The 16060-nt window shown below is 68.0% G+C and carries 15 protein-coding genes and 1 riboswitch; of the genes, 12 read left to right on the top strand and 3 right to left on the bottom strand.

The genetic code is table 11. The features are described 5' to 3' along the window. Nucleotides 1–31 precede the first annotated feature (31 nt). Nucleotides 32–1057 (top strand): tRNA epoxyqueuosine(34) reductase QueG, encoded by a 1026-nt coding sequence (gene queG / locus V2I08_RS13565; protein ID WP_349635616.1) that lies wholly within the window; start codon nucleotides 32–34, stop codon nucleotides 1055–1057. 25 nt (nucleotides 1058–1082) lie between these two features. On the opposite strand, the gene gltX is transcribed toward queG, so the two are convergent. Beyond that, nucleotides 1083–2411, bottom strand: coding sequence for a glutamate--tRNA ligase (gene gltX, locus V2I08_RS13560; RefSeq protein WP_349635595.1), 1329 nt, complete (start codon nucleotides 2409–2411; stop codon nucleotides 1083–1085). A 121-nt stretch (nucleotides 2412–2532) separates the two neighbouring features. Continuing rightward, nucleotides 2533–4194, bottom strand: coding sequence for an NAD+ synthase (locus tag V2I08_RS13555; protein WP_349635594.1), 1662 nt, complete (start codon nucleotides 4192–4194; stop codon nucleotides 2533–2535). 132 nt (nucleotides 4195–4326) lie between these two features. Between V2I08_RS13555 and V2I08_RS13550 the strand changes: the two genes are divergently transcribed. Together V2I08_RS13550 and V2I08_RS13545 are read left to right on the top strand one after the other, a co-directional pair. Continuing rightward, nucleotides 4327–5262 carry a ribose-phosphate pyrophosphokinase gene (locus tag V2I08_RS13550; RefSeq protein ID WP_349635593.1) on the top strand — a complete coding sequence of 312 codons (936 nt, stop codon included), beginning with the start codon at nucleotides 4327–4329 and terminating at the stop codon, nucleotides 5260–5262. 88 nt (nucleotides 5263–5350) lie between these two features. Then, nucleotides 5351–5581: riboswitch (cobalamin riboswitch) on the top strand. A gap of 204 nt (nucleotides 5582–5785) precedes the next feature. Continuing rightward, nucleotides 5786–7663 carry a TonB-dependent receptor domain-containing protein gene (locus tag V2I08_RS13545; protein ID WP_349635592.1) on the top strand — a complete coding sequence of 626 codons (1878 nt, stop codon included), beginning with the start codon at nucleotides 5786–5788 and terminating at the stop codon, nucleotides 7661–7663. Between the two features lie 76 nt (nucleotides 7664–7739). Here the strand turns inward: V2I08_RS13545 and V2I08_RS13540 are convergent, their stop codons facing one another. Continuing rightward, complete coding sequence (locus V2I08_RS13540; RefSeq protein WP_349635591.1) at nucleotides 7740–8567, bottom strand: ABC transporter substrate-binding protein; 828 nt, start codon at nucleotides 8565–8567, stop codon at nucleotides 7740–7742. 53 nt (nucleotides 8568–8620) lie between these two features. On the opposite strand from V2I08_RS13540, the gene V2I08_RS13535 reads away from it, so the two are divergent. The 9 genes from V2I08_RS13535 to hisN are packed head-to-tail and all read left to right on the top strand — an operon-like array spanning nucleotide 8621 to nucleotide 16016. Beyond that, complete coding sequence (locus V2I08_RS13535; RefSeq protein WP_349635590.1) at nucleotides 8621–9634, top strand: iron ABC transporter permease; 1014 nt, start codon at nucleotides 8621–8623, stop codon at nucleotides 9632–9634. Then, nucleotides 9628–10425, top strand: a complete 798-nt coding sequence (locus tag V2I08_RS13530) for an ABC transporter ATP-binding protein (RefSeq protein WP_349635589.1) — start codon at nucleotides 9628–9630, stop codon at nucleotides 10423–10425. The genes V2I08_RS13535 and V2I08_RS13530 overlap by 7 nt, the downstream gene beginning before the upstream one ends. A 1-nt stretch (nucleotide 10426) precedes the next feature. Then, entirely contained in the window at nucleotides 10427–11452 is a 1026-nt protein-coding gene (gene cobT, locus V2I08_RS13525) for a nicotinate-nucleotide--dimethylbenzimidazole phosphoribosyltransferase (RefSeq protein WP_349635588.1), read from the top strand. Next, nucleotides 11449–12018: a histidine phosphatase family protein gene (locus V2I08_RS13520; protein WP_349635587.1), complete on the top strand. Its 570-nt coding sequence runs from the start codon at nucleotides 11449–11451 to the stop codon at nucleotides 12016–12018. Before cobT ends, V2I08_RS13520 begins: the two co-directional genes overlap by 4 nt. Beyond that, nucleotides 12015–12719, top strand: a complete 705-nt coding sequence (locus V2I08_RS13515) for an adenosylcobinamide-GDP ribazoletransferase (RefSeq protein ID WP_349635586.1) — start codon at nucleotides 12015–12017, stop codon at nucleotides 12717–12719. The genes V2I08_RS13520 and V2I08_RS13515 overlap by 4 nt, the downstream gene beginning before the upstream one ends. Then, the gene (locus V2I08_RS13510) at nucleotides 12716–13693 is read left to right on the top strand and encodes a threonine-phosphate decarboxylase (RefSeq protein WP_349635585.1); all 978 of its coding nucleotides are present in this window, start codon (nucleotides 12716–12718) and stop codon (nucleotides 13691–13693) included. Before V2I08_RS13515 ends, V2I08_RS13510 begins: the two co-directional genes overlap by 4 nt. Continuing rightward, complete coding sequence (gene cbiB, locus V2I08_RS13505; RefSeq protein ID WP_349635584.1) at nucleotides 13686–14624, top strand: adenosylcobinamide-phosphate synthase CbiB; 939 nt, start codon at nucleotides 13686–13688, stop codon at nucleotides 14622–14624. Before V2I08_RS13510 ends, cbiB begins: the two co-directional genes overlap by 8 nt. A gap of 19 nt (nucleotides 14625–14643) precedes the next feature. Further along, complete coding sequence (gene cobU / locus V2I08_RS13500) at nucleotides 14644–15189, top strand: bifunctional adenosylcobinamide kinase/adenosylcobinamide-phosphate guanylyltransferase (RefSeq protein ID WP_349635615.1); 546 nt, start codon at nucleotides 14644–14646, stop codon at nucleotides 15187–15189. Nucleotides 15190–15200: 11 nt separating this feature from the next. Then, entirely contained in the window at nucleotides 15201–16016 is an 816-nt protein-coding gene (hisN, locus tag V2I08_RS13495; protein WP_349635583.1) for a histidinol-phosphatase, read from the top strand. The last annotated feature ends 44 nt before the right edge of the window (nucleotides 16017–16060 follow it).

Here is a 16060-nt window from a genome sequence, read left to right as displayed (position 1 = left end):
GTCTGGACCCGTGGCCGTGCAAACCGAAACCTTGGAGCAGCGCCTGAAAGGGCAGGCCGCGCAATTGGGCTTCGCCATTTGCCGCATCGCGCCCGCCGATACCGCCCCGCAAAGCGCCGAACGCCTGCGCCAATGGCTCGATGCCGGCCATCATGGCGACATGCTGTGGATGGAGGAGCGCGCCGAACAGCGCGGCTCGCCCCAGGGGCTGTGGTCGGACGTGCGCAGCGTCATCATGCTGGGCATGAGCTATGCGCCGGGCCGCGATCCGCTGGCGCTCGCCGATGTGCCCGACCGCGCGCGCATCTCGGTCTATGCGCAGGGCAAGGATTATCACGACGTCGTCAAGAAGGCGCTCAAAGCCCTGGCCCGCTGGCTGGTCGATCAACAGCCCGGCGCGCTCAAGGTGTTCGTGGATACAGCGCCGGTAATGGAAAAGCCGCTGGCGCAGGGCGCAGGCCTTGGCTGGCAGGGCAAGCATAGCAATCTAGTCAGCCGCGACCATGGCAGCTGGCTGTTCCTGGGTGCCATATACACGGAGCTGACGCTGTCGCCAGACAGCGCGGAAAGCGACCATTGCGGCAGTTGCACCGCCTGCCTGACCGCCTGCCCCACCGACGCCTTCCCCTCGCCCTATGTCGTCGATGCGCGCCGCTGCATCTCCTATCTGACGATCGAACATAAAGGACCGATCCCGCACGAATTGCGCGCCGGGATGGGCAATCGCATCTATGGCTGCGACGATTGCCTGGCGGCATGCCCCTGGAACAAATTTGCCGACGCCGCCGCCGCCAACCGCGCCTTCCTTGGCCGCGCCGAACTCGCCGCCCCGGAACTCGCCGACCTGCTCGCACTCAACGATGCCGACTTCCGCGAACTCTTCTCCGGCTCCCCTATCAAACGCATCGGCCGCAACCGCCTGGTCCGCAACGCGGCGATCGCGGCGGGCAATAGCGGGGACGCACGCTTGCGGGGGCGGCTGGAGGCGCTGGTCGGGGATGATGATCCGGTGGTCGCGGAAGCGGCGGCCTGGGCGATCGGGAAGCTCAGGGCGTAGAGGCGCGGGCAGCCTTCTCCTGCCTTCAGGCTTGCAGACGGCGCAGCGCTTCCTCCCGGCCGATCAGCGGCAGCAGCAGGCTCATGTCGGGGCCGTGATCCAGCCCCGTCAGCGCGCGGCGCAGGGGGAGGAAGAGGGGCTTGCCTTTGCGGCCCGTCTCGCCCTTGAGCGCATCGGTCAGCGTGCGCCATATGCCTGCGTCGAAGGGGGCGTCGGTCAGGATGCGATGGGCGCTGGCCAGGAAGTCGCGGTCCTCTGCCGCCGGCGCGGGGGCGTCGATGGGGCCGGTGACGATCCGCCACCAGTCGGCTGCGCCCGCCACCGTCTCCAGATTGGGGCGGATCGCGTCCCAAGCGGTTGCGTCCATGCCGTCGGGTAGCCGCGCGGCGACTGCGTCATAGGGCAGGAGATGCACGATCTTCTGGTTCAGTCCCGCCAGTTCCGCCTCATCGAAGCGCGCGGGCGCGCGGCCGAAATGGGCGAAGTCGAAACTGTCGATCAACGGCTGCATGTCCGCGAACGGCTCGACCGGCTGGCTGCTGCCGAGCCGTGCCAGCAGCGACGCGATCGCCATCGGTTCCAGCCCCAGCTCGCGGAAATGGACGACGCCGAGCGACCCCAGCCGCTTGGACAGCTTGCCCTCCGCCCCGGTCAGCAGCGCTTCATGCGCGAAGGCGGGGAGCGGCGCGCCCAATGCCGCGAACATCTGAATCTGGGTCGCGGTGTTGGAGACATGATCTTCGCCGCGCAGGACGTGGGTGATGCCCATGTCGATATCATCGATTACTGACGGGAGCATGTAGAGCCAACTGCCATCGGCGCGGCGGATCACTGGATCGGACAGCAATTTGGGGTCGAAGCGCTGTTCGCCGCGGATCAGGTCGGTCCAGACGATCGGCTGATCATGATCCAGCTTGAAGCGCCAATGCGGGCGGCGGCCTTCGGCTTCATAGGCCGCGATCTCTTCTGGCGTCAGGCTCAGCGCGCCGCGATCATAGACCGGCGGCAACCCGCGCCCGAGCAGCACCTTGCGCCGCAATTCCAGTTCCTGCTGCGTTTCATAGGCGGGATAGACCTGGCCCGCCGCGTGCAACGCTTCGAACCGGCTTTCGTACAGCGCGAAGCGTTCGGACTGTTTGGCCGCCGCGTCCCAGCTCAGGCCCAGCCAGTGCAGATCGGCGCGAATCGCATCGGCATATTCGGGGCGCGAGCGTTCGAGGTCGGTATCGTCGAGCCGCAGCAGGAATTGCCCGCCCGACTTTTGCGCGAACAGCCAGTTATGCAGCGCGGCGCGGATATTGCCGACGTGGAGATGGCCGGTGGGCGAGGGGGCGAAACGGGTGATGACGGTCATGTGCTAGATCCTCAATTCCCGTTCGGGCTGAGCGAAGTCGAAGCCATTCCCTGAGCGCAGCGAAGGGCTTCGCCTTCGGCTCAGCATGGCCCTTCGACTTCGCTCAGGGCGAACGGGGAAATCATAATGTTCTGAACGCATTGGTGATCGGATAGCGCCGGTCGCGGCCGAAATTGCGGGTGCCGAGCTTGACGCCAGGGGGCGATTGGCGGCGCTTATATTCGGCGACATAGAGCAGCCGCTCGATCCGGGCGACGGTTTCGCGCTCGAAGCCGCGCGCAACCAGTTGCTCGACCGACAATTCCTCCTCGACCAGGCCGTAGAGGATCGGGTCCAGCACTTCATAGGGCGGCAGGCTGTCGTCGTCGCGCTGGTCGGCGCGCAGTTCAGCGCTGGGTGGCTTGCTGATCACCCGCTCCGGCATCACCGGGCCAGCGAGACCAAAGCCTTCGCCCAGCGTCGGAACATTTTCGTTACGCCAACGGCACAGGTCAAACACGGTCGTCTTATAGGCGTCCTTCAACACCGAATAGCCGCCTGCCATGTCGCCATAGATGGTGGCATAGCCGACCGACATCTCGCTCTTGTTGCCGGTGGTCAGCAGCATGTGGCCGAATTTGTTGGACAGCGCCATCAGCGTCAGCCCCCGGATGCGCGATTGGATATTCTCTTCGGTCAGGTCGCGTTGGCGCTCCGCGAACACTTCGCCCAGCATCGTGTCGAACGCGCCGACTGCCGGTTCGATGGGGATGCTGTCATAGCGCACGCCCAGCAGCCGCGCGCAGGCGACGGCATCGTCCAGGCTCTCCTGGCTGGTGAAGCGCGAGGGCATCATCACGCACCATACCCGGTCCGCGCCCAGCGCATCGACCGCAACAGCGGCGGACAACGCGCTGTCAATCCCGCCCGACAGGCCCAGCACGACGCCGGGAAAACGGTTGCGGTTCACATAGTCGCGCAAGCCCAGCACCATCGCATTGTAAATGTCGGCGGGCCGGTCATCCAGGACATGGCGCTCGCCGGGCAGGCAGACCCACTGGCCCGCCTGCTTCTCCCATGTCGTCAGCACCAGCGCTTCGTCCCAGTCGGGCATCTGATGCGCGATCGACAGGTCGGGGTTCATCACGAAGGATGCGCCGTCAAACACCAGCTCATCCTGCCCGCCGACGCGGTTGAGATAGGCGAGCGGCAGATTCGTCTCGCGCACCCGCGTCCCCGCGACGCCATTGACGCGGCGGTCATCCTTGTCGACTTCATACGGGCTGCCATTGGGGCTGATCAATATGTCCGCGCCCTGCGCCTTCAGATGCGCGGTGACGAAGGGGAACCAGATGTCCTCGCAGATCGGCACGCCGATCTTCACGCCCTTGAAGTCGATGGGCGCTGGTAGCGGGCCGGGCGCGAACAGGCGCTTTTCGTCGAAGGTGCCGTAATTAGGCAGCTCACGCTTTTGCCGGATGGCGGTGACTGCCCCGCCTTCCAGCAGGGCGACGACGTTGAACAACACGCCCTGCGCTGCGACCACGGTGCCGACCAGCATCGCCGGGCCGCCATCGCCGGTCGCCTGCGCCAGCCGGTCGAGTTCCTGATTGGCGCGTTCGACCAGCGCGGGCTTGAGCACCAGATCTTCGGGCGGATAGCCGATCAGCTGCAATTCGGGATAGACGATCAGGTCCGCATCCATCGCCCGCCCCCGCCATTCCAGCATCGCGTCGGCATTGGCGGCGAGGTCGCCCACCGACTGGGTCATCTGGGCAAGGGCGATCACGAGTTTGTCGGTCATGGCGGCCCCGTAGAGCATTTTGATGGCTGGCGCAAAAGCGCCTTTCCACCGCGACCCCGCGCCGCTAAAGGGGCGGCGTTTCACCCAGCGTCATCAATTCGTCACGCCTTTAATTATCAGGGGGTTTTGGCCATGAAGCTCATGACCGGCAATTCGAACAAGCCGCTCGCGGCCGCCATCGCCGACTATATCGAAATTCCCCTGACCGACGCCAGCGTCCGCCGCTTCGCCGATGAGGAAGTGTTCGTGGAAATCCACGAAAATGTCCGGGGCGAAGATGTGTTCGTGCTGCAATCGACCAGCTATCCCACCAACGACAATCTGATGGAATTGCTGATCATGATCGATGCGCTGAAACGCGCGTCGGCCAAGCGAATCACTGCCGTCGTCCCCTATTTCGGCTATGCCCGGCAGGACCGGAAGCCCGGCCCCCGCACCCCGATCAGCGCCAAGCTGGTCGCCAATCTGATCACCAAGGCAGGCGCCGACCGCGTCCTGTCGGTCGATCTGCACGCTGGCCAGATCCAGGGCTTTTTCGACATTCCGACCGACAATCTGTTCGGTGCGCCGGTCATGTCGGCGGATATCCAGGCGCGCTTTGGCGATCGCAACCTGATGGTCGTGTCGCCCGACGTCGGCGGCGTGGTGCGCGCGCGCGCGCTCGCTAAGCGGCTCGACAACGCGCCGCTCGCCATCGTCGACAAGCGGCGCGAACGGGCGGGCGAGTCCGAGGTGATGAACATCATCGGCGATGTCGCGGGGCGTTTCTGCGTCCTGATCGACGATATCGTCGATTCGGCGGGCACGCTGTGCAACGCAGCCTCCGCGCTCAAGGCCGCCGGGGCCGAGGATGTCGTCGCCTATGTCAGCCATGGCGTGCTGTCGGGCGGCGCGGTCGCGCGCGTCGATGCATCCGACCTGCTGGAACTGGTGATCACCGACACGATCCAGGGGACCGAGGCGGTGAACACCGCCCAGAAGGTCCGTCACCTGCCCATCGCCCCGCTGCTGGGCGAAGCGATCAAGCGCATTGCCGACGAAAGCTCGGTGTCCAGCCTGTTCGACTGACAGCATAACGCCGGGGCGGCAATTGCCGCCTTGCGCGATGCGGTGCCGCCCGCTATCGGGCTGCCGTCCGTAGCGCTCGCTTGAGCGCAACGGGCAAGATCGCGCCGGTGCCTCTTGATCGAGGCTTAAAAGGGAAGGCGGTGCGGATGGGTTACACCATCCAATGCCGTAGCTGTCCCTGCAACTGTAAGCGGTGAGCGTGATGTACACGGCTTTCCTTCCGGGGAAAGCAGCCACTGGACCGTCAAACGTCTGGGAAGGTCGTACATGACGCCATGACCCGCGAGCCAGGAGACCTGCCGGCGTTCTGGTCGCTCTTGCCTTGGTCCAGGGGATGGCCGCGGCACGGTAACTCTCCGTCTGAGCGACGACAGGAAGGCGGCCGGGGCCGCAACCGTCGTGGGACGCTGGGCTAGATATGCGCCGGTTCGTCGCCCTGCGTCGGCCGTCGATCGGCGGGCCATGCGCCTATCATCGACATGCTCCACCGCCCGATATCGCTCGGCGCGGGAGGAGACTATATATGGTTAAATACGGCATATCCCTGCTGGCGCTTAGCGCTACCAGCCCCGCTTTCGCCCAGGCCCCCGAACAGATTTCGGACCTGAGCGGCAATAGCACCCCCATCATCGTCACCGCCTCGCGCGTAACCAGCGAAGCGCGCGAAATCGGCAGCGCGGTGTCGATCATCACCCGCGCCGATATCCAGCGCAACCAGATCATCTTCCTGAAAGACATATTGCAGGACGCGCCCGGCGTGCAGACGACGGCCGACCGGCCCGGCCAGCTCACCAGCGTCCGCATCCGGGGATCGAACAATAATGAGATACTCTGGCTGATCGACGGTATCGAACTGGGCGACCCCAGCGCGATCAGCACCCAGTTCCAGGCCGATCATCTGACCAGCCGCGACATCGACCGGGTCGAAATCCTGCGCGGCAACCAAAGCTCGCTCTATGGCTCCGACGCGGTCGGCGGCGTCATCAATATCATCACCCAGCGCGCGACCGAAGAGGGGCTGCAGGTCAATGCCGAGGCCGAAGCCGGTTCCTATGGCATGCGCAGCGGCGGCGCATCCTTGCTGGGCAAGAGCGGCGCGCTCGATTTCCGCCTGACCGCCACCGGCTATCGCCATGACGGCCCTTCGCTCGCCGATCCGCGCACCGCCAGCCCCGCAGGGTCGGCGACCGAAAAGGACGAATATCGCCGCTACGGCTTTAGCGGCCGGGTCGGCTATCAGGCGACCGAGACCCTGTCGCTGCAGGCGATCGGCTATTGGTTCGATGCCTTTAGCGATCTCGACAATACGACGTCGGACAGCGACGATACCGCCAAAACGCGCGACTATGCCGCCGCGGGCCAAGCCAGCTACAAGAGCCTGGACGGCCAGTTCACCGCCGACCTGACCGCCAGCCGCTATGCCGCGCGCCGCCGCTATTTCGGCACCTGGAACCGGGCCGAAGGCGACCTGTTCCGTGGCGTGAAGGACGAACTGACCCTGGCGCTCGCCTATGGCGGCACCGGCCCCGTCAGCCTGGCCGCAGGCGGCAATTATGAGCGGGAGAAGACGACCCAGATCACCAGCTTCTCCGGCGCTTTCCCCGCCCGCGTCAACACCCGCTCGGCCTATGCCGAAATCGCGCTGCGGCCGCTCGCGGGGCTTACCCTGACCGGCGCGGCACGGGTCGACGACAATAGCCGTTTCGGTACGTTCGACACCTATCGCGGCACGCTGGCTTATGCGCTGGGCGCGCTCAAGCTGCGCGCCAGTTATGGCACCGGGGCCAAGGCACCGGGCCTCTATCAATTGTTCGATCCCACCTATGGCAATCCAGACCTTGAAGTCGAAACCAGCCGGGGCGGCGATGTCGGCTTCGATCTGGCGCTGGCCGAAGGGCTGACGGCTCAGGTCAGCTATTTCTTCACCCGCAAGACCAACGAGATCAACTTCGACGGCAGCCGTCCGCCCTTTGGCGGCTATGGCCAGTTCGGCCGCGCCCGCGCGGAGGGGATAGAGATCGGCGTCACCGCCCAGCCGCTGCCCTGGCTCGGTATCAGCCAGACCTATGGCTATACCGACCATGAAATCGATCGCGACATGGACGGTGTTTACGTTAACAGCGGCCGTCCGCGCTATACCGGCACCACATCGGTCATCCTGACCCCGGCGGAGCGCGCGTCGATGACAGCGCGGGTCCGCTATCATGACGGCGATTCGTCGGGCTTTGGCGGCGCGACCCAGGCCTATACGGTGGTCGACCTGCTCGCCTCCTATGGCATCACCGACCGGGTCGAACTCTATGGCCGCGTCATCAACCTGTTCGATAAATGGTATCAGGTCAGCTACGGCACCCAGACGCTCGGCCTGTCGGCCTATGGCGGCGTGCGCCTGAGCTTCTGATATGATCCCCTTCCCGCCATCAGACCCCATAAGGCAGGCTGCGCCTGGCCAAGGCCGGGTTGTTGGCGGGGAAGGGTCAGCGCGGCTTGACCGCGCGGGCGATGGCCTGCGCCGCCTGCACATAAGCGGGGCCGCCGCATACCGTCCACGCCTGCGGAATGGCGATGCGCGGGATGCTGCGCAGCGCGGGGTGGTGCAGCATTTCGGTGCCCTGATCAGTCACCGTCTGCGTCGCGCTTTCGATGATCAGATAATCGGGCCGCGACGCCACCATTTCCTCCAGGCTCATCTGCGACAGAGCGGGCTTGCCCAAGCGAGTCGCGAGATTGGTGACGCCCGTCCGCACCAGCAAATCATCGATCAGCGTGCCCGATCCGGTCAGATAGCCGCGCCGCTGATAATAAGCCGCGACCGGCGCGCGCGCGGGCCGGGGCAGGCGCGCCAGATCCGCCTCCATCCGCGCGATCAGCGCCTCGCCGCGCGCGGGATGCCCCACCGCCTGCGCCACCTGCCGGATCGACGCCAGGATGCTGGCATAATTTTCCGCCGATTGCAGGTCGAGCGTACGGAAGGGCAGGGTCTTGAACGGCGCGAGCGCCGGATGCCCGCGCGCGGGCAGGCCGATCACCAGATCGGGCCGCGCCGCCAGCACTTCCTCCGACGTGCCACGCAACATCGGCAGGCCGCGCGCTGCCTCAGCGGCCGCCGACATGTCAGGATCGCGCACATTGCTGGTCAGCCCGGCAATCTGCCCCCGGTCGGCCAGCGCCAGCACCAGTTGATCGGAACAGAGGTTCAGCGACACGATACGCTTGGGCACACCGCTACCCCGCTCGGCCGCCGCGCCGGGCAGAGCTATGCACAACAGGCAGGTGGCAAGGGCGAGCGAGCGCAAGATCATCATCGCGCTTCCATAACGCCCCGGTGCCGTGACACAAGCAAGCCCGATCGGACCCCATGCGCCTGACCCATGAACCGCCCGCGCCGCGCCATCGTGCGCTGATGCCGCTGCTGATCGCCGGGGTGGTGATCGTCGCGATCGCGTCGCTGCGGCTTGGCCCGGTGACGCTCTCGCTCGATCGGCTGCTGGCCGTGGTCATGGGTCATGGCGATCCGGTCGCGACCACCATATTGCTCGACCTGCGCCTGCCGCGCACGCTCATCGGCCTGCTGGTCGGGGCGATGCTTGGGCTGGCGGGGGCAGTGTTGCAGGGCTATTTGCGCAATCCGCTGGCCGAACCCTCGGTGCTGGGCGCGTCCAATGCCGCCGCGCTGGGCGCGGTCGCGGCGATTTATTTCGGCGTGGCGGGCTGGCACCCCGCCATGCTGCCCCTGCTCTCGATCGCCACCGGCCTGATCGCGCTGCTGCTGCTCTTCACTCTCGCCGGGCGCGCGGAAAGCGCGTTGACGCTGATCCTGGCGGGCATCGCCGTATCGACGCTGGCCGGGGCGGGGATCAGCCTGGCGCTCAACCTGTCGCCCAACCCCTTTGCGGCGATGGAGATCATGACATGGCTGATGGGGTCGATCGAAAATAGGTCGATCGATCATGTCTGGATCGTCCTGCCCTGCGTGATCATAGGCGGCGCGCTGCTGCTGATCGACCGGCGCGCGCTCGACGCGCTGACGCTGGGCGAGGATGGCGCGCGCTCGCTCGGCGTCGATCTACGCCGTACCCGCACCCGCCTGCTGCTGGGCGTTGCGATCGGCGTGGGTGGAGCGGTGTCGGTGTCCGGCTCGATCGGCTTTATCGGCCTCATCGTCCCCCATCTCGTCCGCCCGCTCACGGATCGCAGCCCGTCCGCCATCCTGCTCCCCTCGCTGCTGGGCGGCGCGATACTGCTCGTCGCCGCCGACATCCTCGTCCGCCTGATCCCCACCACCAGCGAATTGAAACTGGGCGTCGTCACCGCCTTCCTCGGCGTCCCCATCTTCCTGCTCCATCTGTTGCGGGAGCGGCGGACATGGTGACGATCCGGGTCGAAGGGCTATGCGCCCGGCTTGGCCGCCGCGCCGTGCTGCATGACATCGACGCAACACTCGCCCCCGGCGCGCTGATCGGCATCATCGGTCCCAATGGCGCGGGCAAATCGACGCTGGTGCGGGCCATGCTCGGCCTGATTGATACGACGCACGGCCGCGTGACGATCGACGGCCGCGCCATTGCCACCCTGCCGCCGCGCGAGCGTGCCCGCGCCATCGCCTATCTGCCGCAGGGCCAGACGCTGCACTGGCCGCTCAGCGTCGAGCGGCTGGTCGCGCTTGGCCGCCTGCCCCATCTTGGCCCCATGTCGCGCATCGGCGTGTCAGACCATGACGCCATCCGGGCAGCGATGGCCCGCACCGATGTTGCCCATCTCGCCGACCGGATCGCCACCGAATTGTCGGGCGGCGAGCGCGCCCGCGTCATGCTCGCCCGCGCGCTGGCGGTCGGCGCGCCCGGCCTTGCGGTGGACGAACCGCTCGCCGCGCTCGACCCCGGTCATCAGATCGACGTCATGCAATTGCTCGCGCGGGAGGCGCAGGCGGGTGGGCTGGTCATCGCCGTGCTGCACGACCTGTCGATGGCGGCGCGCTATTGCGACCGGCTGCTGCTGCTCGATCGCGGCAGGCTGGTCGCCGATGGCACGCCGGACGCGGTGTTGACGCAGGACCGGCTGCGCGCCGTCTATGGCATCACCAGCCGCATCGACCTTGCCGCCACGCCGCCGCTGGTCGCCCCGCTCGACCGCTGGACCGCCAGCGCAGACCATGGAGAATAAGATGCCCCCAGCCCCCTTCTGGTCCAGCCCCGCCGACTTCGACGCGGCGCTGCGCGCGCTGCCCGGTCCCGACACCGACGCCATCGCCGCCGCCGCCGCGCGGCAGACGCAGCTGACCAAGCCCGCCGGATCGCTCGCCCGGCTGGAGCAACTCGCGCTGTTCTTTGCCGGCTGGCAGGGGCGCGCGATTCCCGCGCTCGACCAGGGTCGGGTGCTGATCTTCGCGGGCAATCATGGCGTCACCGTCCGTGGCGTCAGCGCCTTTCCCGCCGCCGTCACCGCGCAGATGGTCGCCAATTTCAACGCGGGCGGCGCGGCGATCAACGCGCTGGCCGGTGCTGCGGGCCTCGACCTGCGCGTCGTGCCGATCGACCTCGACCGCCCCACCGCTGATTTCACGCAAGGCGCGGCGATGAGCGAGGCGGACTGCCTTGCGGCGCTGGCGATTGGCGCGGCAGCGGTGGAGCCTCACCTCGACCTCATCCTGCTGGGCGAAATGGGCATCGGCAATTCGACCGCCGCCGCCGCGCTCGCCGCGCGCAGCCTGGGCGGCAGCGCCGCCGACTGGGTCGGGCCGGGCACCGGCGTCGATGCCGACGGCATCGCCCGCAAGATCGCGGTCATCGACCGGGCGCTCGCCTTCCATGCCGACGCGCCGCTGACCCCGTTCGAAACGTTGCGCCGCGTCGGCGGGCGAGAGATCGCGGCGATGGCGGGCGCGGCGCTGCGCGCGCGGCAATTGCGCATCCCGGTGATGCTCGATGGGTTCATCAGCGGTGCGGCCATCGCCCCGCTCGCCGCCGCCCATCCCGCCATCACCGATCATTGCATCGCGGGCCATTGTTCGGCCGAACCCGGCCATGACCGACTGCTCCGCCAGCTTGGCCTTGATCCGCTGCTGCGCCTTGGCATGCGGCTGGGCGAAGGCAGCGGCGCGGCGGTGGCGGCCAATATCGTGCGCTCCGCGCTTGCCGTCCATGCCCAGATGGCGACCTTCGCGCAGGCCGGCGTGTCGGGCGCGGCATGACGCCTCGGCTGCTCCATCTGCTGCGCCACGGCGCGCCCGACACGCCCGGCCTGCTGATGGGCCGCACCGATGGCGCACCGACGCAGGCCGGGATCGACGCCTGCCGCGCCCGCGCCAATGGCCTTGGCATTGGCGCGATCATCAGTTCCGACCTTACCCGCGCCAGCGCCGCCGCCGACGCCATCGGCCGCGACCATGGCCTGCCCGTGCTGCTCGACCCGCGCTGGCGCGAGCTGGATTTCGGCGCGTGGGATGGCATGGCCCCCTCCGCCGTCCCGGCACAGGCCTTTGCCCGATTCCATGCCGATCCCGACGCCAACCCGCCACCGGGCGGCGAGCGCTGGTCGATGCTGGTGGATCGCGTTGCCGCCGCCACCGCCGCGCTGACCGCCGACTCCACCCTCATCCTCACCCATGGCGGCGCGATGCGCGCGGCCATCGCCTATCATTGCGGCCTGACGCCCGCGCAAAGCTGGGCGTTCGACCTTCCTTATGCGTCTTTGCTCTCGCTACGCCTGTGGCCCGGCCCGCAGCCTGCCGCGCAGATCATCGGGCTACAGACATGAAGGGGCTGGTCATCGCGCTCCAGTTCATGACCCGCCTGCCGATGCCGCGCGTCACCGCCACGACACAGGATTTCGCCCGGTCGATGCGCTGGTTTCCCGTCGTCGGCTTGATCCTCGGCGCGCTGATCGCCGCCGCATGCGGCGCGGGGTCGCGGATCGACCCCTGGGTTGGCGCGCTGCTCGGCCTGATCGGCTGGGTCGAGCTGACCGGCGCGCTGCACCTCGATGGCCTGGGCGACATCGCCGATGCTTCAGGGGCCGCGCATAAGGACAAGGACCGCCTGCGCGCCGTGCTGGCCGACCCCCATGTCGGCAGCTTCGGCGTCGTCGCGATCGCACTCCAGCTCCTCGCCAAGCTGGTCCTGCTCCATGCCCTCATCGATCGTGACCTGCTCCCCGCGCTCGTCCTGATCCCCTTCGCCGCGCGGATCGCGCCGCTGTGGTGGACCCGCCTGCTCCCGCCGCTGCACGAAGGCCTCGGCACCGCCTTTCGCGGCGCGATCCGCCCGGTCGATCTGGCGTTCTGGGCCGCCGTCTGGCTGCTCGCCTGCTGGTGGATGCCCGGCCTGCTCGCCGCGCCGGTGCTGATGCTCGGCTGGGGCCTGTGGTTGCGGCACCGGATCGGCGGCATTTCAGGCGATGGCCATGGCGCGGGCATTGAACTTATCGAGAGCGGCCTGCTGCTGGCGGTGCTGCTATGATCGACCGCTGGCACTGGCATGGCGGCGGGCTTGGTGCGGCGCGCGCCTATTTCGGGGACGGCGATGCGCCGTGGATCGACCTGTCGACCGGCATCAACCCGCAGCCCTGGCCCATCCCGCCGCTGGCGATCGACTGGGCGCACCTGCCCGATGACGCGGCCCTGCGCGCGCTCGAAGCTGCGGCCGCCGCACATTTCGGCGTCGATCCCGCGATGGTCTGCGCCCTGCCCGGCACTGAGATCGGCCTGCGCCTGATCGGCGACCTGCTGCCCGGCCCCGCCTGCCATATCGCGCCCGCCTATCGCACCCATGGCGAGATGATCGACGGCAGCATTCCGCTCAGCCGCGCTCATCTTGCCGAGGCCGATGGCCAGACGCTAATCCTCGCCAACCCCAACAATCCCGACGGCCATCGCTTCGACCGCCCCACCCTCCACGATCTGCTCGCGCGGCGCGGCGAAGGCTGGCTGATCCTCGACGAAGCCTTTGCCGATGCCGACCCGGCCATCAGCTTTGCCGATCAGGTCGGCGAGGACCGCCGCCTGCTGGTCTTCCGCTCCTTCGGCAAATTTTTTGGGGCAGCGGGCGTGCGGCTCGGCTTTCTGATCGGCCCGCCCACGATCCTCGCCGCCGTCCGCCGCAAGCTCGGAGCCTGGCCCATTTCCGCGCCGGCCATCGCCATCGGCACCGCCGCCTATCGCGACCAGCCCTGGATCGCCGCGACGCGCCAGCGGCTTGGGCAACAGGCCGCTGCCCTCGACGCGCTGCTGGCTCGCTGCGGCTACCGCCCGATCGGCACCTGCCCCCTCTTCCGCCTGATCGAAGCCGACGACGCCCCCGCATTGTTCGATCGTCTCGCCCGCCGCGCCATCCTGACTCGCCCTTTCCTCGAACAGCCACGCTGGCTGCGCATCGGCCTGCCCGCCGATACCGCCGCCTGCGACCGGCTCGAAGCGGCGCTGCGCCATGGCTGAGCCGGTCGCGCTCGTCGCCCTGATGCTCGACGCCGCGATTGGCTGGCCCGCCTGGCTCTATGCGCGGATCGGCCATCCGGTCGGGCTGTTCGCGCGCCTCATCGACGCCTGCGAGGCGCGCTGGAACCGCCCGCACGGACGCGACGCCACCCGCCGCGCAGGGGGCATCGCCACAGTCCTACTCCTCCTGATCATGGCGGCGGGCGGTGGCTGGATCATCCAGACCGTCCTCCTGCGCCTGTGCGGCCCCTATGGCTGGCCGCTCGTCGCCCTGCTCGCCTTCCCCGCGCTCGCCCAGCGCAGCCTGTTCGACCATGTCCGCGCCGTGGCGCAGGCGCTTGCCGCAGCCGACCTGCCCCGCGCCCGCCAGCAGGTCGCCCGCATCGTCGGCCGCGACACCGATGCGCTCGATGCCAGCGGCGTAGCCCGCGCCGCGATCGAAAGCCTGGCCGAAAGTTTCTGCGACGGTATCGCCGCGCCGCTCTTCTGGCTGCTGCTGCTCGGCCTGCCCGGCGTCTGGGCCTATAAGGCGATCAATACCGCCGACAGCCTGATCGGCCATCGCGAGCCGCGCTGGCGCGACTTCGGCTGGGCGGCGGCGCGCAGCGACGATCTGCTCAACCTGCTGCCCGCGCGGATCGGCGGCGCGTTGCTCTGCATCGCGGGCGGCGGCGGATGGCGCATCCTGCGGCGCGACGCGCGCGCCCACGCCTCCCCCAATGCGGGCTGGACCGAAGCGGCTATGGCGGGTGCCTTGGGCCTGCGCCTCGCCGGGCCGATCGCCTATGATGGCGTCGCCCATTGCAAGCCGTGGATCGGCGATGGCAGGGCGCACGCCGATGCGGCGGATATTCAACGCGCGCTGCGCATCACTCTCCGCGCTTGCCTGCTGCTCTGGCTGATCGCGGGCCTGTGGGCATGGCTGGCATGAGGGGAAAAGGAGCATGACCATGGATCACAGCCTGCTGGTGCTGGGCGGCGCGCGATCGGGCAAGAGCCGCTATGCGCAGGCCCGCGCCGAAGCGACCGGCCTCGACCGCTGCTTTATCGCCACGGCGCAGGCCTTTGATGACGAAATGCGCGACCGCATCGCCCGCCACCAACAGGATCGCGATGCGCTGTGGCACACGATCGAAGCGCCGATGGCGCTGGCGCAAGCGATCCGCACCAATGCCGCGCCGCGCCGCGTGCTGCTCATTGATTGCCTCACGCTCTGGACCTCCAACCTGCTGCTCGCCGATCGCGACATCGACGCCGCGACCAACGATCTGGTCGCCGCCATCGCCGCCGCGCCCGGCCCGATCATCCTCGTCGCCAATGAAGTGGGCCTCGGCATCGTCCCCGACAATGCGCTCGCCCGCCGGTTCCGCGATGCGGCCGGCCTGCTCAACCAGCGCGTCGCCGCCACCGTGCGCGAAGTCCAGTTCCTTGCCGCAGGCCTACCGCTCACGCTCAAGGGCGCCGCCCCTCTGGCGCAACCCGGCGCAACCGGCTAGGCGATCATGCCATGACAACCCGTGACGATCTGACCCTGGCCAACCGCCTTGCCGATGCGGCGGGCGAAGCCATCCGCCCCTTCTTTCGCGCCCGCTACGACATGGAATTGAAGGCCGACAAGTCGCCCGTGACCGAGGCCGACCGCGCCGCCGAAGCCGCGATCCGCGCGATCCTGGAAAAGGAACGGCCCGGCGACGGCATCATCGGCGAGGAATATGGATCGGTGCGCGAGGATGCCGAGCGGGTCTGGATTCTCGACCCGATCGACGGCACCCGCAGTTTCATCGCCGGACGGCCGATCTTCGGCACGCTGATCGCACTGACGCAAGGGGGGTGGCCGACCGTCGGCCTCATCGACCAGCCGATCGCGCGCGAACGCTGGGCGGGCATGTCGGGCCAGCCCACGACCTTCAACGGCCAGCCGATCCGCACCCGTGCCTGCCGCGAGCTGGAAGGCGCGGGCATCGCCACCACCAGCCCGCATCTCTTCGCGGACGGTGACGTGCCCCATTATATGGCGCTGGTCGCGGCCGTCTCCGGCGGTGCGCCGCGCCAGGGGCCGGTCTATGGCGGCGACTGCTATAATTACGGCCTGCTGGCCTCCGGCTTCCTCGACATCGTCATCGAATCCGGCCTGCAAAGCTACGACTTCGCCGCTTTGGTGCCCGTGGTCGAGGGCGCAGGCGGCCTGATGTGCGACTGGAATGGCGAACCGCTGACGGCGGACAGCGACGGCCATGTCCTGGCGCTCGGCGACCCCGCCCGGCTGGAAGATGTGCTGGAAGCGCTCGCCAACACCCCGCATGATCATGGTCACGATCATTAGAATCGGATGATTCGAGGTTCATTTCCTTCGTCATTGCGAGCGCA

Origin of the sequence: Sphingobium sp. MK2, assembly GCF_040170545.1 — a bacterium.
Taxonomy (GTDB): Bacteria; Pseudomonadota; Alphaproteobacteria; order Sphingomonadales; family Sphingomonadaceae; genus Sphingobium.
The sequence above is the reverse complement of the archived record's forward strand: the minus strand, read 5'-3'. Positions and strand labels throughout refer to the sequence as shown.